16 protein-coding genes are annotated in these 17,011 nt (G+C 66.3%); 3 read left to right on the top strand and 13 right to left on the bottom strand.

All coding sequences use genetic code 11. The features are described 5' to 3' along the window. Position 1: 1 nt before the first annotated feature. The 11 genes from pqqE to pedF all read right to left on the bottom strand — a co-directional run bounded on the left by pqqE (position 2) and on the right by pedF (position 10,996). Entirely contained in the window at positions 2-1,147 is a 1,146-nt protein-coding gene (gene pqqE, locus PcP3B5_RS17730) for a pyrroloquinoline quinone biosynthesis protein PqqE (protein WP_061561996.1), read from the bottom strand. Continuing rightward, positions 1,119-1,397: a pyrroloquinoline quinone biosynthesis peptide chaperone PqqD gene (pqqD, locus tag PcP3B5_RS17735; RefSeq protein WP_061561997.1), complete on the bottom strand. Its 279-nt coding sequence runs from the start codon at positions 1,395-1,397 to the stop codon at positions 1,119-1,121. The genes pqqE and pqqD overlap by 29 nt, the downstream gene beginning before the upstream one ends. After that, positions 1,397-2,143 (bottom strand): pyrroloquinoline-quinone synthase PqqC, encoded by a 747-nt coding sequence (gene pqqC, locus PcP3B5_RS17740; RefSeq protein ID WP_061561998.1) that lies wholly within the window; start codon positions 2,141-2,143, stop codon positions 1,397-1,399. Before pqqC ends, pqqD begins: the two co-directional genes overlap by 1 nt. A 12-nt stretch (positions 2,144-2,155) precedes the next feature. Continuing rightward, positions 2,156-3,070, bottom strand: coding sequence for a pyrroloquinoline quinone biosynthesis protein PqqB (pqqB, locus tag PcP3B5_RS17745; RefSeq protein WP_061561999.1), 915 nt, complete (start codon positions 3,068-3,070; stop codon positions 2,156-2,158). A gap of 47 nt (positions 3,071-3,117) precedes the next feature. Beyond that, the gene (gene pqqA / locus PcP3B5_RS30835; RefSeq protein ID WP_003106462.1) at positions 3,118-3,189 is read right to left on the bottom strand and encodes a pyrroloquinoline quinone precursor peptide PqqA; all 72 of its coding nucleotides are present in this window, start codon (positions 3,187-3,189) and stop codon (positions 3,118-3,120) included. A gap of 598 nt (positions 3,190-3,787) precedes the next feature. Further along, a complete protein-coding gene (exaC, locus tag PcP3B5_RS17750) occupies positions 3,788-5,308 on the bottom strand; it encodes an acetaldehyde dehydrogenase ExaC (protein ID WP_061562000.1) in 1,521 nt (506 codons plus the stop codon). A gap of 527 nt (positions 5,309-5,835) precedes the next feature. Beyond that, positions 5,836-7,614, bottom strand: coding sequence for a methanol/ethanol family PQQ-dependent dehydrogenase (locus PcP3B5_RS17755; RefSeq protein ID WP_061562001.1), 1,779 nt, complete (start codon positions 7,612-7,614; stop codon positions 5,836-5,838). A gap of 337 nt (positions 7,615-7,951) precedes the next feature. Further along, entirely contained in the window at positions 7,952-8,881 is a 930-nt protein-coding gene (locus PcP3B5_RS17760; protein WP_061562002.1) for a quinoprotein relay system zinc metallohydrolase 1, read from the bottom strand. A gap of 27 nt (positions 8,882-8,908) precedes the next feature. Beyond that, the gene (locus PcP3B5_RS17765) at positions 8,909-9,655 is read right to left on the bottom strand and encodes a quinoprotein dehydrogenase-associated SoxYZ-like carrier (protein WP_061562003.1); all 747 of its coding nucleotides are present in this window, start codon (positions 9,653-9,655) and stop codon (positions 8,909-8,911) included. A 14-nt stretch (positions 9,656-9,669) separates the two neighbouring features. Further along, positions 9,670-10,551, bottom strand: coding sequence for a substrate-binding periplasmic protein (locus PcP3B5_RS17770; protein ID WP_043271916.1), 882 nt, complete (start codon positions 10,549-10,551; stop codon positions 9,670-9,672). Between the two features lie 7 nt (positions 10,552-10,558). After that, positions 10,559-10,996, bottom strand: a complete 438-nt coding sequence (gene pedF, locus PcP3B5_RS17775) for a cytochrome c-550 PedF (RefSeq protein WP_009622924.1) — start codon at positions 10,994-10,996, stop codon at positions 10,559-10,561. A gap of 314 nt (positions 10,997-11,310) precedes the next feature. Between pedF and exaA the strand changes: the two genes are divergently transcribed. Together exaA and PcP3B5_RS17785 are read left to right on the top strand one after the other, a co-directional pair. After that, entirely contained in the window at positions 11,311-13,194 is a 1,884-nt protein-coding gene (exaA, locus tag PcP3B5_RS17780) for a quinoprotein ethanol dehydrogenase (RefSeq protein WP_061562004.1), read from the top strand. A gap of 53 nt (positions 13,195-13,247) precedes the next feature. After that, on the top strand, positions 13,248-13,907 hold the full coding sequence (locus PcP3B5_RS17785; protein ID WP_061562005.1) for a pentapeptide repeat-containing protein: 660 nt from the start codon (positions 13,248-13,250) through the stop codon (positions 13,905-13,907). A 536-nt stretch (positions 13,908-14,443) separates the two neighbouring features. Here the strand turns inward: PcP3B5_RS17785 and PcP3B5_RS32025 are convergent. Then, entirely contained in the window at positions 14,444-15,115 is a 672-nt protein-coding gene (locus tag PcP3B5_RS32025) for a DUF6896 domain-containing protein (RefSeq protein WP_203228500.1), read from the bottom strand. 371 nt (positions 15,116-15,486) lie between these two features. Between PcP3B5_RS32025 and PcP3B5_RS17795 the strand changes: the two genes are divergently transcribed. Continuing rightward, positions 15,487-15,723, top strand: a complete 237-nt coding sequence (locus PcP3B5_RS17795) for a hypothetical protein (RefSeq protein ID WP_061562007.1) — start codon at positions 15,487-15,489, stop codon at positions 15,721-15,723. A 501-nt stretch (positions 15,724-16,224) separates the two neighbouring features. Here PcP3B5_RS17795 and PcP3B5_RS17800 read toward each other — a convergent pair. Next, positions 16,225-16,917 (bottom strand): Crp/Fnr family transcriptional regulator, encoded by a 693-nt coding sequence (locus PcP3B5_RS17800; RefSeq protein WP_061562008.1) that lies wholly within the window; start codon positions 16,915-16,917, stop codon positions 16,225-16,227. Positions 16,918-17,011 lie beyond the last annotated feature (94 nt).

The following is a 17,011-nucleotide window of genomic DNA, read 5'->3' on the forward strand; positions in this document are numbered from 1 at the left end:
CTCAGGCCTTGCAGATCAACTGTGAGGCGCGCTGGTTGCGCCAGGTCAGCTGGTCCAGGCCCAGCGGCGCTTCCTCGGCCTGGCGCCGGGCGTCGAGAATCTTCCCGTGGTGGGCCGACTTGGCGCACACCGGGTCGGTGGCGTCGGCGTCGCCGGTGAGCATGTAGGCCTGGCAGCGGCAGCCGCCGTGGTCGCGTTCCTTCTCCGAGCAGGAGCGGCACGGCTCGGGCATCCAGGCGTCGCCGCGGTAGCGGTTGAAGCCGAAGGATTCGTACCAGATGTGCTGCAGGCTGTGCTCGCGCACGTTGGGGAACTGCACCGGCAGTTGCCGCGCGCTGTGGCACGGCAGCGCGGTGCCGTCGGGGGTGACGTCGAGGAACACGCTGGCCCAGCCGCCCATGCAGGCCTTGGGGCGCTCTTCGTAGTAGTCCGGGGTGACGAAGATCAGCTTGCAGGGGTTGCCTTCGGCGGCCAGGCGTTCGCGGTATTCGTGGGTGATGCGCTCGGCGCGCTCCAATTGCGCACGGGTCGGCAGCAGGCCGGCGCGGTTCAGCTCGGCCCAGCCGTAGAACTGGCAGGTGGCGAGTTCGACGAAGTCGGCCTCAAGCTCGATGCACAGCTCGATGATCCGCCCGATGTTGTCGATGTTGTGCCGGTGGGTGACGAAGTTGAGCACCATCGGGTAGCCGTGGGCCTTCACAGCGCGGGCCATGGCCAGCTTCTGGGCGAAGGCCTTGCGCGAGCCGGCGAGCAGATTGTTCACCTCCTCGTCGGCGGCCTGGAAGCTGATCTGGATGTGGTCCAGCCCGGCCTCGGCGAACTGCGCCAGGCGCGCCTCGCTCAGGCCGATGCCGGAGGTGATCAGGTTGGTGTAGAAGCCCAGCCCGCGGGCCGCGCTGATCAGCTCGGCGAGGTCCTGGCGCAGCAGCGGCTCGCCGCCGGAAAAGCCCAGCTGCGCGGCGCCCAGCTCGCGGGCCTGGCGGAACACCTCGATCCACTCGGCGGTGCTCAGTTCACCGCTCTGCCTGGCGAAGTCCAGCGGGTTGGAGCAGTACGGGCACTGCAGCGGGCAGCGGTAGGTCAGCTCGGCCAGCAGCCACAGCGGCGGGCCGGCGCTTTCAGTGCAGCTCGATCCAGAATTGCGCATGGGCCACCTCGAGGAATGCCAGGATGTCTTCGTCGATGCCCGGCACGCCGGGGAAGCTCTTGCTCAGCTCGGCGATAATGGCCGCCACGTCGCGCTGGCCATCGACGCGCTGGAGGATTTCCCCGGCGCTGTCGTTGAGCTTGACCATGCCTTCGGGGTAGAGCAGCACGTGGCAGCCCTGGGCCGGTTCGAATTGCAGGCGGAAGCCGCGGCGGATGCGCGGCACGCTGTCCAGCGCGGGCAGGCTCATCACAGCAGCCCCCTGTGCCAGATGCGCTCGCGCGTCACCGTGTGGTACGGCGGGCGGCCCAGCTCGTAGGCCATGCTCATGGCGTCGAGCATGCTCCAGAGCACGTCGAGCTTGAACTGCAGGATGTCCAGCATGCGCGCCTGGGCCTCGCGGGTGCGGTAGTGCTCCAGGGTGATGCGCAGGCCGTGCTCCACGTCACGGCGGGCCTGGGACAGGCGGCTGCGGAAGTAGTCGTAGCCGGCCGCGTCTATCCAGGGGTAGTGCTGCGGCCAGGCGTCCAGCCGCGACTGGTGGATCTGCGGGGCGAACAGCTCGGTCAGCGAACTGCTGGCCGCTTCCTGCCAGCTGGCGCGGCGGGCGAAGTTGACGTAGGCGTCCACGGCGAAGCGCACGCCGGGCAGCACCAGTTCCTGCGACAGCACCTGCTCGCGCTCCAGGCCCACCGCCTCGGCCAGGCGCAGCCAGGCCTCGATGCCGCCGGGCTCGCCGGGGCGGCCGTCGTGGTCGAGGATGCGCTGCACCCACTCGCGGCGGGTGTCGCGGTCCGGGCAGTTGGCGAGGATGGCGGCGTCCTTCAGCGGGATGTTCAGCTGGTAGTAGAAGCGGTTGGCCACCCAGCCCTGGAGCTGCTCGCGGGTGCAGCGGCCCTCGTACATGGCCACGTGGAACGGGTGGTGGATGTGATAGCAGGCGCCCTTGGCGCGCAGCGCCTGCTCGAATTCGGCGGGGCTCATGGCGGCGTTCATCGCGCGCTCCCTCTACAGATGGATGGCCATGCCGTCCCAGGCCACTTCGACGCCGCGGGCGTCCAGTTCGGCGCGTTCGGGCGAGGCCGGGTCGAGGATGGGGTTGGTGTTGTTGATGTGGATAAGCACCTTGCGCGGCCCGGGCACGCCGTCCAGCACCTCGAGCATGCCGCCGGGGCCGCTCTGGGCCAGGTGGCCCATCTCGCTGCCGAGCTTGTCGCCCACTTCGCAGCGGCGCATCTCGTCGTCGCGCCACAGGGTACCGTCCACCAGCAGGCAGTCGGCGCGGCGCATCCAGCCCAGCAGCGCCTCGTCCACCTGGCCCAGGCCGGGGGCGTAGAACAGCTTGCCGCCGCTGCCCAGGTCCTCGACGAACAGGCCGATGTTGTCGCCCGGGTGCGGGTCGTGGCGGTGCGGCGAATACGGCGGCGCGGCGCTGCGCAGCGGGATGGCGGTGAAGCGCAGGTTCGGGCAGGCGGGCACGGTGAAGGGCGCGCCGTCCAGCTCGATCGGGTGGTGGCGCAGGCCGCCGTTCCAGTGCTGCAGCATGTTGAACAGCGGGAAGCCGCTGGTCAGGTCCTGGTGGACCATCTGCGTGCACCAGACGTCGTGCGGGCAGCCCTCGCGCAGGCTGAGCAGGCCGGTGCAGTGGTCGATCTGGCTGTCCAGCAGGAGGATGCCGGCGATGGCCGTGTCGCGCACCTTGCGCGCCGGCTGCAGGGCCGGGAAGGCGGCCAACTGGGCGCGGATGTCGGGCGAGGCGTTGCAGAGAATCCAGCGCTCGCCGTCGTCGGACAGGGCGATGGACGACTGGGTGCGCGGCTGCGCCAGCACCTGGCCGCTGCGCACGCCGTGGCAGTTGCGGCAGTTGCAGTTCCATTGCGGGAAGCCGCCACCGGCGGCCGAACCGAGAATACGGATGTGCATGACAGTGCCCCGTGGGCAGGGGCCCCGGAAGACCGGGGCCGGGTGGATCAGCGGTTGGCGAAGTACAGGGTCACTTCGAAGCCAAGGCGCAGGTCGGTGAAGCTAGGCTTGGTCCACATGGGTCTGTCCTCTTCTTGTTGGCCGGCGATTCCGGCAGGTCGAGTTAAACACCAGGGGTGGGCCCTCCGAATGATACTTTCGAAGGAGTTTTCCCCCTGATTTGGTAGGGAGGGGCGATGGGTGTCGCGGTGCTTTTGTGAGTGGTGCCTCCCGGCTGCAGGGGTGCAAGCATTGACGCCGTCCCCTCTCCCTAACCCTCTCCCTGAAGGGAGAGGGGACCGTTCGGCATGCGCTGGTATTTCCGCGTTAGCCGGCTTGCACCGGGTGGCCGGCTGACTCCAGATCCTCTCTCGGCACGGACTGGCCCCTCTCCCTTCAGGGCGGGGCGCGCAGCCGAGGGCTGGGGAGAGGGAACGGAGTGACGCCAAGAACACCGCGATCACCGGGAAACACCCTGCCCAAAAACAAAAAACGCGGCCGAAGCCGCGCTCGATAGCCCCGCAACGCCCGGAAGTGGGAGTGGCGCGCGGGTCGCCCAGGCTGGGCGCATCGAAAGGAAGGTGGCCCGGTGGAGCGCCGGGCGCGGGTGTTGAACACGCTTGCCGGAACCGGCCCGCGCCCCCGGATGGGGACGGGGTCGCGGGCGGCCGGTCTACCTCAGAAGAACCCCAGCGGGTTGACGTCGTAGCTCACCAGCAGGTTCTTGGTCTGCTGGTAGTGGTCGAGCATCATCTTGTGCGTCTCGCGGCCGACGCCGGACTTCTTGTAGCCGCCGAACGCGGCGTGCGCCGGGTACAGGTGGTAGCAGTTGGTCCACACGCGGCCGGCCTTGATGCCGCGGCCCATGCGCCAGGCGCGGTTGATGTCGCGGGTCCAGACGCCGGCGCCCAGGCCGAACTCGGTGTCGTTGGCAATCGCCAGGGCCTCGGCCTCGTCCTTGAAGGTGGTCACGCCCACCACCGGGCCGAAGATTTCCTCCTGGAACACGCGCATGCCGTTGTGGCCCTTCAGCAGCGTGGGCTGGATGTAGTAGCCGCTGGCGAGGTCGCCGGACAGCCGCTCGCTCTGGCCGCCGGCCAGCAGCTGGGCGCCTTCGTTCTGGGCGATGTCGAGGTACGACAGAATCTTCTCGTACTGCTGCTGCGAGGCCTGGGCACCGACCATGGTCTCGGTGTCCAGCGGGTTGCCGCGCTTGATCTGGGCGATCTTCTTCTGCACCTCGGCCATGAACGGCTCGAAGATCGACTCCTGCACCAGGGCGCGCGACGGGCAGGTGCACACCTCGCCCTGGTTGAAGAAGGCCAGCACCAGGCCCTCGGCGGCCTTCTCGATGAAGCTCGGCTCGGCGCGCAGGATGTCGTCGAAGAAGATGTTCGGGCTCTTGCCGCCCAGCTCCACGGTGGACGGGATGATGTTCTCCGCCGCGCAATGGAGGATGTGCGCGCCCACCGGGGTGGAGCCGGTGAAGGCGATCTTGGCGATGCGCTTGCTGGTGGCCAGCGCCTGCCCCGCTTCCTTGCCGAAGCCCTGGACGATGTTGAGCACGCCCGGCGGCAGCAGGTCGTTGATGATCTCGGCCAGCAGCATGATCGACAGCGGCGTCTGCTCGGCCGGCTTGAGCACCACGCAGTTGCCGGCGGCCAGGGCCGGGGCCAGCTTCCAGGCGGCCATCAGCAGCGGGAAGTTCCACGGGATGATCTGCCCGACCACGCCCAGCGGCTCGTGGATGTGGTAGGCCACGGTGCTGTCGTTGATCTCGGCGGCGCCGCCTTCCTGGGCGCGGATGCAGCCGGCGAAGTAGCGGAAGTGGTCGGCGGCCAGCGGGATGTCGGCGTTGAGGGTTTCGCGCACCGGCTTGCCGTTGTCCCAGGTCTCGGTGACGGCGAGCACTTCCAGGTTCTGTTCGATGCGGTCGGCGATCTTCAGCAGGACCAGCGAGCGCTCCTGCACCGAAGTGCGGCCCCAGGCATCGGCGGCGGCGTGGGCGGCGTCCAGCGCGCGCTCCACGTCCTCGGCGGTGGAACGGGGGAATTCGGCGATCGGTTGGCCGTTCACCGGGGAAGTGTTGGTGAAGTACTGGCCGAGCACCGGCGGCACGAATTCACCGCCGATGTAGTTGCCGTAGCGCGGCTTGAGGGTGACGACGGCACCGGGGGTTCCGGGTGGGGCGTAGATCATGGCGAAGCTCTCCTGTGGCGTCCCGGCGCACCAAGCCCGGGCCTTGCGGCGATCTTAGGCAGCGCCCTTGCCGGCCAGGAATGCGCCCATGGGCGTGAGGGGGTAGTTATTTGGTAGTAGAGGGGGGTGTTCGTGGGGGCGAGCTTGCTTGCGCGAACCACCACATGGAGTCTGCCGGCGATTCCAGTGCAGGCTCGAATCTCGCCCCCTCTCCCCAGCCCTCGGCTGCGCGCCCCGCCCTGAAGGGAGAGGGGGCTTGTCCGTGCCGAGAGAGGACTTGGTGTCAGCTGGCCACTCGGTACAAGCTGGCTAACGCCGAAGCATCAGCGCACACCGAACGGTCCCCTCTCCCTTCAGGGCGGGGCGCGCAGCCGAGGGTTAGGGAGAGGGGCCGGAGTCAACGCTTGCACCACTGCAACCGGGAGACACCGTTCGCGAGCAAGCTCGCTCCTACGAAAAGCAAAAAGCAAAGCCCCCAAAAAGCAAAGGGCCGGCACCAGCCAGCCCCCTGCCCTACCCCAGCGAACTCAACGCTTGCTCACCAGGTCCTTCGGCAGCTTGAAGGTCCAGATCATCCCGCCCTGGTCCAGGTCCTTGATGCGCTTGGCCACCTCGCCGCCCCACAGCGGCACGGCGCCGCCCCAGCCGGAGAGCACGGTGACGTACTGCTCGCCGTCCATCTCCCAGGTGATCGGCGAGGCGATCACGCCCGAGCCGGTGTTGAACTCGTAGAGCTTCTTGCCGGTCTTGGCGTCGAAGGCCATCAGGTAGCCCTCGGGGTTGCCGGTGAACACCAGGTTGCCGTGGGTGGCCAGCACGCCGCCCCACAGCGGCGCGTAGTTCTCGTAGCGCCACACCTGCTTGCCGGTCTTCGGGTCGATGGCGCGCAGCACGCCGATGTACTTCTCGTTCAGCGGCTTGATGGTGAAACCGGCGCCCAGGTAGGCCGCGCCCTTCTTGTAGGTCACGTTCTCGTTCCACATGTCCATGCCCCACTCGTTGGAGGGCACGTAGAACAGGCCGGTGTCCTGGCTGTAGGCCATGGGCATCCAGTTCTTGCCGCCGAGGAAGGACGGCGAGACGAACACCGAGCTTCCCTTGGCGCCCTCGCCCGGCGCGCCGGGGCGGTGGGCGTCGTCGTAGATCGGCCGGCCGTTCGGGTCCAGGCCCTTGGCCCAGGTCACCTTGTCGACGAAGGGGAAGCCGCGGATGAACTTGCCGTTGGTGCGGTCCAGCACGTAGAAGAAGCCGTTGCGGTCGGCGGTGGCCGCGGCCTTCACGGTCTTGCCGCCGTCCTTGTAGTCGAAGGACACCAGCTCGTTCACGCCGTCGAAGTCCCAGCCGTCGTGGGGGGTGGTCTGGAAGTGCCACTTGATCGAGCCGTCCTCCGGGTTCAGCGCCAGGCGCGAGGAGGAGAACAGGTTGTCGCCCGGGCGCAGGTGCGAGTTCCACGGCGACGGGTTGCCGGTGCCGATGAACAGCGAATCGGTGCTCGGGTCGTAGTAGCCGCCCAGCCAGGGCGCGGCGCCGCCGGTCTTCCACAGGTCGCCCGGCCAGGTCTTGCCGGCCTCGCCGCCGGAGATGCCGTTCTCGATGGCCTTGCCGTCCTTGTACACGTAGCCCATGTGGCCTTCGACGGTCGGGCGGCTCCACAGCAGGTCGCCGTTAGTGGGGTCGTACGCCTCGATCTTGCCGACCACGCCGAACTCGCCGCCGGCCACGCCGGTAATCAGCTTGCCCTTGGCGATCAGCGGCGCGGCGGAGATGGAGTAGCCGGCCTTGTAGTCGGCCACGGTCTTCTTCCACACCACCTTGCCGGTGTCCTTGTTCAGCGCCACCAGCTTGGCGTCCAGGGTGCCGAAGATCACCAGGTCGCCGTACAGGGCCACGCCGCGGTTGATCACGTCGCAGCAGGGCATGATGCCGTCGGGCAGGCGCGCGTCGTACTGCCAGAGCTTGCGCCCGGTGCGCGCGTCCACGGCGAACACCCGCGAGTAGGAGGCGCTGACGTACATCACCCCGTCCTTGACCAGCGGCTGGGCCTGCTGGCCGCGTTGTTTCTCGCCGCCGAACGACAGCGCCCACACCGGGCGCAGTTCCTTGACGTTGTCGCTGTTGAGGGTCTTCAGCGGGCTGAAGCGCTGGCCCTGCTGGTTGATGCCGTTGACCACAATCTGGTCGGTGCGCTTGGCGCTGTCGCTGATGTCCTGGTCGGTAACCGCGGCCCGGGCGCCCAGGCTGGCCAGGGCGAGTGCGGCGAAGAGCGCGCTGCGCGCGAAGGAAGGGGTGGGACCTGCATGTCTCATTGCGGCTACCTCTGCGGATTTGTTGTTGTACCCGGGAAGTTTTCCCGGTCTGCCGCAGATTCTTGGCCCGGTGCGGTGGGCCAACAATTGACCGCTTTGCCGAATTCCCTAGTTCCTTGGTAGCAATACCCGGCTTTGTGATCGCTGTTTTCTGGGTTCCCGCGAACGCGGGAACCCAATAGACAACTCCGTGACGTGCGGAAGACCTGTAGGAGCGGGCCCTGCCCGCGATTCGCGCGCAGGGCGCGCTCCTACAGGGGAACGGCCACGCGGCCCGTTACAGGTGAACACGGCCTTTCGTAGGAGCGAGCTCGCTCCTACGAAGAGCCGGGGCGGCTCATTGCCGGTCGATACGCGGCAACGCCTGCTGTTCGTAGCGCGGGTACAGGTGGGTGACGCTGCGGATCAGCTCGTAGCGCGTCAGGCTGATGCCGGCGAAGCGTTCGGGGATGGGGGTGCGCAGCAGGTCGTTCATGTCCGCGCCTTCGCGGGTGCCTTCGCGCATCACGCCATCGAGCCAGCCGAGGTAGTCGCGCATCTGGGCGAAGGGTTTGGCGTCGGTGGCGATGGGCCCGTGGCCGGGGACGATCAGCTTCCAGGGCAGCGCCTGCAGGGTATCGAGATCGGCCAGCCAGACGTCCAGCCCAGGACTGTTGGGCGTGGTCAGCGCGCGCTCGTAGAACACCAGGTCGCCGGCGAACAACACCCCGCTGGTCTCGTCGAGGATCGCCAGGTCCGCCCCGGTATGCCCGCGCAGGCCGAGCAGGCGGAAGCGGTGCGTGCCGACCTGCAGCTCGCCCGGCTCCACCGTCTGCGTCGGCAGCATCACCTCGGTGCCGCGCATCCAGTCGCCCACCAGGCGGTACATGTTCTCCGCCATGGCGTTGCCCTGCTCCTTCAGCAGCTTGCCGGTGCCGGCCAGCGCGCCGATGGGCACGTCGGCGAAGGCCTGGTTGCCCAGCACGTGGTCGGGGTGGTGGTGCGTCAGCAGCACCTGCTTCACCGGCTTGCCGGTGGTCTGCTGGATCACCGCGCGCAACGCCTCGCCGTAGCGCCGCGAGGGGCCGGTGTCGATCACCAGGATGCCGTCGCCGGTGTCGATGAACGCCACGTTGACGATGTTGCCGCCGTTGTCCTTGGCGAAGTTGTCGGTGCTGCCCTCCACCAGCCAGGTGCCCTCGGCGATCTGCCGGGGTTGCAGGTGGTACTGCAGGTCGGCGAGGACCTGGGTGCAGAGCAGCAGCAGGAAGGTCAGCAGGTAACGCATGGGCACCTCGCGGGCGGGCCGGCCGCCTCAGAGGGCGGCCTCGAATTCGTTGCCGTTGTTGTCGTGCAGGAACAGCTTCGCGTGGGGGTGGCCGCGCAGTTCGAAGCTGAAGCTGGGGTTCTCGCTCACCGCCGGGAACAGCTCCAGGCGCGCCAGCACCTCGCCCTCGGGCGTGCGCAGCTCGGCGTGGTCGAGGTAGAACTCGGGGATGCCGCCGACCAGGCCGTTGTCCATCGGGTGGTCCACCTTCAGCCGCAGCCGCGTGTTCGGCCCGCGCGAGAAAGCCCCGCCGTGCACCTGGCCCAGGCGCTGTTCCCAGCCGGCCTGGGCGCGCACCACGCTGGGCGCGGTGCAGCCGCCGCCGGCGGCGTCGATCCACGCAGAGCCCACGTGCCACACGCCATCTTCACCACGCAGCGCGGCGCGGATGGCAGTGGCCTGCTCGATGCGGATGCGCACCGCCAGCAGCGCCTCCAGGCCCTTGCCCGGGTAGAGCGTCAGCACGTGGGGGATGGGGTTCAGCTCGGCCCACAGCACCAGGCGCTCGAAGCGCCCGGGCAGTTGCCGCGCGTCCACCTCCACCGGCACCTGCCGCGCGTCCTCGGCGAAGGGCGGCACGCCCAGCTTCACCCGCTCGTCGAAGACGAAGGGCTCGCCGCCGAGCAGGCGCTTGTGGTGGTAGTTCCACATCACCGAGGGCACCGGGTCGCCCTCCACCGCCGCGGCCAGCAGCGGCAGGCCGCACAGGCCCAACAGCAGGCTACGTCTACGCATCCCTCCTCCTCGTGCTATTGCACGTCCTGGTACAGCCCCGGCAACTCGTAGCGCACGCCGTAGCCGGCGTAGAGCCTGGCCAGCTCGCCGCTGCGCACCAGTTCCTCCAGCTCGCCGTCGAGGGCGTTGGAGAGCTGGCGGTTGCTCTCGTGCACCGCCATGCCGATGTCCCAGTCCGGCTGGCCGAGGCTGGGGTAGGTGTTCTCGGCGTTCTTCAGCTGGTCGTCGTGGGCCTGGGCGCGCATCCAGTCCAGCTCGCCGCGCAGGGCCATCACCGCGTCCACCTTGCCGGCGCGCATGGCGTCGAAGGCCGCCTGGGTGCTGGGGAAGTGCACGGTCATGGCGCTGAGCTGGCCGCCCAGCACCGAGGTCAGGTAGAACGAGGGCACGCTGTCCAGTTCCACGCCGATGCGGTGCTCGCGGAACGCCGCGATGGTGTCTACCTGCGGTAGCCGGCGGGCGTCGTTGACCACCTGCCAGCGCTCGCGCTGGTAGGGGCCGAACATCACCACCTGGTCGTTGGCCAGCTCGCCGACGTCGTTGCGCTTGTTCGAATAGTCGCGGTCGTAGGGCACCCGCAGCATCACGTCGGCGACCACGCCCGGGCGCAGGTAGTGGCCCTTCCAGATGAAGTTGCGCAGGTCGTCGTCCAGGCGCTCGCCGGGAATCACCCAGAGGAACTCCGCGCGCAGCCCCAGGCCCTGGGCCAGGCGCGTGGCGAGATCCACGTCGATGCCGTGGGGCTGGCCGCCCTGCATGAAGCTGTAGGGCGGGAAGTTCTGGTAGACCGCCACCCGCAATACGCCGGAAGCGACCATGTCTTCGTAGGGCCGGACCTTGGCCTCGGCCTGCCCCAGCAACAGGAGCAGGCCGCACAGCAGGCTGAGCAGGCGCATGGCGGCGTCACTCGTCCACGTGGACGCTTTCCAGGTAGCTGCGGATGGCCCACAGGCCTTCCTGGCTGATGAAGTCGGCCATCTTCGGCATGTACACGGCGCCGTCGCGCACCGCGCCGTTGATCACCCGCTCCTTGAACCACTCGTCGCCCTCGGCGCCCAGGTCGAGCTTGCGCAGGTCGGGGGCAATGCCGCCGGACTTGGCCTCCAGGCCATGGCAGCGCGCGCAGTTCTGGTTGTAGGCGGAGGAGCCGATCTCCACCGCCAGCTTGTGGTTGGCGTAGGGCTCGCGGTACGGGTTGGTGTCGCGCCACTCCTTGCCCAGGGGCTCCAGGCCCTTGGTATCCACCGCTTGCGGGGTCACGTTGCCATGGGCCAGGGCCAGGGCCGAGACGCTGAGGCCGGCCAGCACCAGCAGGCCGCGCAAGGAGTTCTTCTTGTTCATCACTTCATTCCTCTGGGGGTAGGACAAGGCACGGGCGCCACCGGAGGCGCTCCTCGACCATGTTAGGAAGCCCCGCCCCCGCCCCGAATGCTGCTTTGGATGCCCCCGCCTACTCCCTTCGTACTAGGGCGCAGGGCTGCCGCGCCAGGGCCTTCGGCAGCAAGCCCAAGTCATGCCCCGACCGGGAACTTGTCCCGGCCGATGCGGGAGCTTTTCCGTTTCCGCCACCGCCGCCGGCTCCCACCATGGAACCGCCGCGGCCCGAGCAGCGGCCCGCCGTTTCTCGACCCAACACCAAAAACGGGAACCCGAAGATGACAACAAGAACCTCCCCCGCCTCTTCACCAACGCCTGCCGGCCCCCTGCGCCTCGCCCTGCACAGCCTGACCCTCGCCATCGCCCTGGGCGCCGGCGGCGCGGCGCTGGCCAAGGACGTCAGCTGGGACGACATCGCCAACGACCACAAGACCACCAGCGACGTGCTGCAGTACGGCATGGGCACCAACGCCCAGCGCTGGAGCCCGCTCAAGCAGGTCAACGCCGACAACGTGTTCAAGCTGACCCCGGCCTGGTCCTACTCCTTCGGCGACGAGAAGCAGCGCGGCCAGGAATCCCAGGCCATCGTCAGCGACGGGGTGATCTACGTCACCGCCTCCTACTCGCGGCTGTTCGCCCTCGACGCCAAGACCGGCAAGCGCCTGTGGACCTACAACCACCGCCTGCCCGACGACATCCGCCCGTGCTGCGACGTGGTCAACCGCGGCGCCGCCATCTACGGCGACAAGATCTTCTTCGGCACCCTCGACGCCTCGGTCGTGGCGCTGAACAAGAACACCGGCAAGGTGGTATGGAAGAAGAAGTTCGGCGAACACGGCGCCGGCTACACCATGACCGGCGCGCCGACCATCGTGAAGGACCAGAAGACCGGCAAGGTGCTGCTCATCCACGGCAGCTCGGGCGACGAGTTCGGCGTGGTCGGCCGCCTGTTCGCCCGCGACCCGGACACCGGCGAGGAAATCTGGATGCGGCCCTTCGTCGAAGGCCACATGGGCCGCCTCAACGGCAAGGACAGCAGCGTCACCGGCAACGTCAAGGCGCCATCCTGGCCGGACGACCCCAGCTCGCCCACCGGCAAGGTCGAATCCTGGAACCACGGCGGCGGCGCGCCCTGGCAGAGCGCCAGCTTCGACGCCGAGACCAACACCATCATCGTCGGCGCCGGCAACCCCGGCCCGTGGAACACCTGGGCGCGCACCGCCAAGGGCGGCAACCCGCACGACTACGACAGCCTGTACACCTCAGGGCAAGTGGGCGTGGACCCGAGCACCGGCGAGGTGAAGTGGTTCTACCAGCACACCCCGAACGACGCCTGGGACTTCTCCGGCAACAACGAACTGGTGCTGTTCGACTACAAGGCCAAGGACGGCAAGATCGTCAAGGCCACCGCCCACGCCGACCGCAACGGCTTCTTCTACGTGGTCGACCGCAGCAACGGCAAGCTGCAGAACGCCTTCCCCTTCGTCGACAACATCACCTGGGCCAGCCACATCGACCTGAAGACCGGCCGCCCGGTCGAGCGTGAAGGCCAGCGCCCGCCGCTGCCGGAACCGGGGCAGAAGCACGGCAAGGCGGTGGAAGTCTCGCCGCCCTTCCTCGGCGGCAAGAACTGGAACCCCATGGCCTACAGCCAGGACACCGGCCTGTTCTACGTGCCGGCCAACCACTGGAAGGAGGACTACTGGACCGAGGAAGTCAGCTACACCAAGGGCAGCGCCTACCTGGGCATGGGCTTCCGCATCAAGCGCATGTACGACGACCACGTCGGCAGCCTGCGCGCCATGGACCCCACCAGCGGCAAGGTGGTGTGGGAACACAAGGAGCACCTGCCGCTGTGGGCCGGCGTGCTGGCCACCGCCGGCAACCTGGTGTTCACCGGCACCGGCGACGGCTTCCTCAAGGCCTTCGACGCGAAGAACGGCAAGGAACTGTGGAAGTTCCAGACCGGCAGCGGCATCGTCTCCCCGCCCATCACCTGGGAACAGGACGGCGAGCAGTACATCGGCGTGACCGTCGGCTACGGCGGCGCCGTGCCGCTGTGGGGCGGCGACATGGCCGACCTGACGCGCCCGGTGGCCCAGGGCGGTTCCTTCTGGGTGTTCAAGCTGCCCAGCTGGGACAACAAGACCGCCAGCCGCTGAGCCCACCGACCGCGCCCCCAGGGGCGCGGTTTTCCATGCCCCGGGAGAAAGCCATGAAAACCACCACCCTGCTCGCCGCCCTGCTGCTGGCCGGCCTGGCCCACGCCAGCGACGAATCCGCCGACACCGACGACGACGCCACCGTCATCGCCCACTGCCGCATCGCCCCCGCCAGCCAATGCCCCGGCGCCGACCTGCGCGGCGCCGACCTGAAAGGCCAGGACCTCAGCCGCATGAACCTCGCCGGCGCGGACCTTTCAGGCGCCGACCTGCGCCACGCCACCCTCGACCTGGCCAACCTGGAAAAAGCCAACCTGCGCGGCGCCAACCTCACCCGCGCCAGCCTGCAACAAGCCAACCTGCGCGCCGCCGACCTCTCCGGCGCCAGCCTGGTGGCCATCCAGGCCTGGGGCCTGTTCGCCCAGGGCGCCCAATGGCAAGGCGCCGACCTGACCGCCGCCTACCTCGAATTCGCCCGCCTGAGCGGCGGCAAACTGCACCAGGCCAACCTGCGCGCGGCGGACCTGGAGATGACCTGGCTGTCCCGTGCGGACCTGAAGGGAGCGGATTTGCGCGATGCGAACCTGCAGGAGGTGAAGTTGGCGGAGGCGAATCTGGAGGATGCGGATTTACGGGGGAGCAAGCCGAGGTTCGGGAACTTCCAGGGGACGAATATGCGGGGGTGCAAGGGGTGTCCCGGCGGGTGGGATTGAGCGGCATCAACTCTAGGAGCGAGCTTGCTCGCGAATGGGATGTCCCGGGTAACGCGTAGGGCGCATAACGCCCCAAGCGTTATCCGCTGTCGGCCCCTGTACCGAGGCCACCGGCGGATAACCGCGAACGGTTATGCGCCCTACGAACATGACCATCAAGACAGCTTTAGAGCAGAATAAATTCATCCAATCGCCCTCAGCATCACAAGCTTTATCTGGCTAGTTGCTTTTTAGCTTCTTACGCTTTTGTTTTTTAAATAGCGTTATGTCTCCCTTTCGCTCATGTAGTAAATAATGAACCTCACAAAGCACACGATATTCACGAAAGAATCTCTCGAATGCATCGTGCAGTTCGATTGACCAAGAAAGACGGTTAGCGTCTGGAGCAAAGAAACTTCGGGCTGCCGCAAGATTCTCACGGAGGTGAAAAACTGTATTTCTAAACTCACGAAGTGTGTCAGCATGCTGCTTCATTAGACGTCCAATTGGATCTGCAAAAACCGTCAAATCAGCAAACATTTTAGGTCTATTTTGGGTTAGTAAACCCTGACACTCAGACCTTTAAAACCTTCACAAGTTACAGCAAGAAATCCCAACCATGAAGAGAAATAAATTCTAAAATCCACTCCTTCATCTTGATTAAGCCCTCCATCCTTACTCCATTTCCCATTAAGCTTTTCATAGTTCTTCCGCATAAGATCTGCCGCAAGAAAATAATGCGCATACAACGTCAAGACAGGGTCATGATTCCGATTTGGCAGTAAATCATCATGATCTCGGAATTCGACATCTGTGGCGTAAAGGCGAGGAGTGCCTGCAACATAATAGAGATCGAAGTCCAAAGGAAGGAGTGTACTTTCACCAACAGCTTCATCAAAGCACTTATAAACCTCAGAATCACTTAAGAAGCCATATTCCAACAATCGATTTTTAGAAAAGACAACCAACCTCCATGCATCAAAAACATTACACTCCCCTTGCGCTCCAAAATCAAAATCTATTGTTCCAGAAGAGAAACAGACCCCACAGCCGGCGCCATGCTTATAATACTCAGATCCATCAATAAGCCTGCCACTCCCAGGAATATCTGATTCAATCCACTGAGAACTACCACAAGGCATCGAGATACCCGAACGCCTCATTAGAGCAAGAGTGGACTCTACAGCCTTCTGATAATCATGAATTAATTTAGCTAGTCGAGCATCCATGTAAACTCCTATATTCGGCCCATTGACATAGACGTAGAAGAAAAGGAGGTAGATTTATTTTTCTACTCTAAAGCCTACTTGGAGATCAGGACTAGAGTGGCGAAAGTGAATCTGTCCTTTTTCCCTTCAGACCATCTGGACGGTCAGCCCTCCTTCAACATCCATTCCAATTGACAGCATCTTAGCAACTCCCTAACGTTGCCCAGCCACCCAACAGGGCGATTCGGGATTGGCGTCCCGATAGACGCATGAGCATCCGCTCGGCGTCTCGCATGGCTACACCTGCGTTATGGGCGGGCCGCGCAGGGCATCTTCGGATGCGCCGGTTCCCTTGTCCCGGTACGCCAACCTGTGCGGTCCGCCCTCCCTGATTGGCGAGCCCAAGCTCTACCCCGTCCCTGACGAGCACCACCGCCCCGTCGGACCTCTACGACACCGCCCAAGCCCGCCAATCGGCCCTGGTCAACCTGCTACGCCTGCTGGCTGGCGCGCCGGACCTGGGGGCGCCTGGTGAGGATGTGCTGGACGGCACCTTCAGCGCCCTGGAGTACCTGGCGGCCGATGCAGAGCGGTTGTATGCCGCGGCTGAGAGAGGCGGCCGGGCGTAGGGAACGTGATGCGAAGCGTCAGCCGCTGGTGGTGGGTGGCGCTTCGCTTCATATCGATCCTGTAGGAGCAACTGGCTTGCAGGCTGCGCCGAGGCGCCCTTCGTAGGAGCGAGCTTGCTCGCGAATGGCGCTTCCCGGGCGCCATTGATGTTTGGATAAACTCCGTCCCCTCTCCCCAACCCTCTCCCTGAAGGGAGAGGGGGCCGTTCGGAGCGTTCGGCGAGTTCAGTGTCATCCTGATACGCCTAGCTATCCTCGTCATTTCCGCGAACGCGGGAACCCAATAGACACCCTCACACCGAGCCCCATGTAGGAGCCCGCCCTGCGCGCGAATCGCGGGCAGGGCCCGCTACAGGTTGACGCCAAACCTCCCGGCCATGCCGGACAGCCCCCTCTCCCGCTTGCGGGAGAGGGTTGGGGTGAGGGAACGGAGTCAACCCGAGACACCAGCGCCACCGGGAAGCACCACCTGCAGTCAGACCCGGCACGCCATCAGCTCCGTCAACTCCGCGCCTGCGCCTCCAGCACCTCGATCTCGGCGATCCGCCATTGCCGCCTTTTGCCTTCCAGCACACCCTGCCGTTGCCATTCGGCCAGCAGGCGGTTCAGGGTTTCCGCGCGCACGCCCAGCTTGGCAGCCAGTTGGCGCTGGCTCAGCGGCAGTTCGATGCTCTGCCCCGGGCGGCGTGGCAGGCGCAGCAGGTAGGTCGCCAGGCGTTGCGGCGCGTTGAAGCCGGCGAGGCTGTCGACGTCGTCGATCCTCGAACTCAGCGCCTGGCCGGCTATGTCCAGCATGTCCAGCGCCAGGGGCGGGTGTTCCAGGCAGGCGCGGCGCAGGTTTTCCCGGTGCAGGCGGCACAGCAGGCTCGGCATGGCCGCGCGGGTGCCCACCGGGTATTGCCGCTGCGGCATGAACATCACGATGGGCGCCAGCAACTGGCCGCGGCCCACGTGCTGGATCACCCGCTCCTCGCCGTCCATGCCGTAGCGCAGGGTATCGATGCGGCCCTCCAGCACCACGTACCAGAACAGCGCCGACTGGCCCTGGCTGAACACCGCCTCGCCCTCCTCCAGCGCGCACAGGCTGGCGTCCGCCAGCAGGCTTTCGCGCAGCGCCTCCGGCTGCGCGCCCAGCAGCGGGTGGCCGGCGAGCAGTTCGCGGGCCAGCGACAGGCCACTCTTGACATTTCTCATTTGATACAAGCCCGCAAAGGTGGATTATTCGCAAATGATAATTCATGTCATTTACAGCGTGCAGCTCTTTTGCTAAGGGCGCACACCATCCTTG

Origin of the sequence: Pseudomonas citronellolis, assembly GCF_001586155.1 — a bacterium.
GTDB classification, from domain to species: domain Bacteria; phylum Pseudomonadota; class Gammaproteobacteria; order Pseudomonadales; family Pseudomonadaceae; genus Pseudomonas; species Pseudomonas citronellolis.

What these genes read in the sequence shown, in the direction of transcription:
- pqqE (WP_061561996.1), bottom strand. Translation starts at nt 1,147, where the DNA reads ATGCGCAATTCTGGATCGAGCTGCACTGAAAGCGCCGGCCCGCCGCTG.
- pqqD (WP_061561997.1), bottom strand. Translation starts at nt 1,397, where the DNA reads ATGAGCCTGCCCGCGCTGGACAGCGTGCCGCGCATCCGCCGCGGCTTC.
- pqqC (WP_061561998.1), bottom strand. Translation starts at nt 2,143, where the DNA reads ATGAACGCCGCCATGAGCCCCGCCGAATTCGAGCAGGCGCTGCGCGCC.
- pqqB (WP_061561999.1), bottom strand. Translation starts at nt 3,070, where the DNA reads ATGCACATCCGTATTCTCGGTTCGGCCGCCGGTGGCGGCTTCCCGCAA.
- exaC (WP_061562000.1), bottom strand. Translation starts at nt 5,308, where the DNA reads ATGATCTACGCCCCACCCGGAACCCCCGGTGCCGTCGTCACCCTCAAG.
- PcP3B5_RS17755 (WP_061562001.1), bottom strand. Translation starts at nt 7,614, where the DNA reads ATGAGACATGCAGGTCCCACCCCTTCCTTCGCGCGCAGCGCGCTCTTC.
- PcP3B5_RS17760 (WP_061562002.1), bottom strand. Translation starts at nt 8,881, where the DNA reads ATGCGTTACCTGCTGACCTTCCTGCTGCTGCTCTGCACCCAGGTCCTC.
- PcP3B5_RS17765 (WP_061562003.1), bottom strand. Translation starts at nt 9,655, where the DNA reads ATGCGTAGACGTAGCCTGCTGTTGGGCCTGTGCGGCCTGCCGCTGCTG.
- PcP3B5_RS17770 (WP_043271916.1), bottom strand. Translation starts at nt 10,551, where the DNA reads ATGCGCCTGCTCAGCCTGCTGTGCGGCCTGCTCCTGTTGCTGGGGCAG.
- pedF (WP_009622924.1), bottom strand. Translation starts at nt 10,996, where the DNA reads ATGAACAAGAAGAACTCCTTGCGCGGCCTGCTGGTGCTGGCCGGCCTC.
- exaA (WP_061562004.1), top strand. Translation starts at nt 11,311, where the DNA reads ATGACAACAAGAACCTCCCCCGCCTCTTCACCAACGCCTGCCGGCCCC.
- PcP3B5_RS17785 (WP_061562005.1), top strand. Translation starts at nt 13,248, where the DNA reads ATGAAAACCACCACCCTGCTCGCCGCCCTGCTGCTGGCCGGCCTGGCC.
- PcP3B5_RS32025 (WP_203228500.1), bottom strand. Translation starts at nt 15,115, where the DNA reads ATGGATGCTCGACTAGCTAAATTAATTCATGATTATCAGAAGGCTGTA.
- PcP3B5_RS17800 (WP_061562008.1), bottom strand. Translation starts at nt 16,917, where the DNA reads ATGAGAAATGTCAAGAGTGGCCTGTCGCTGGCCCGCGAACTGCTCGCC.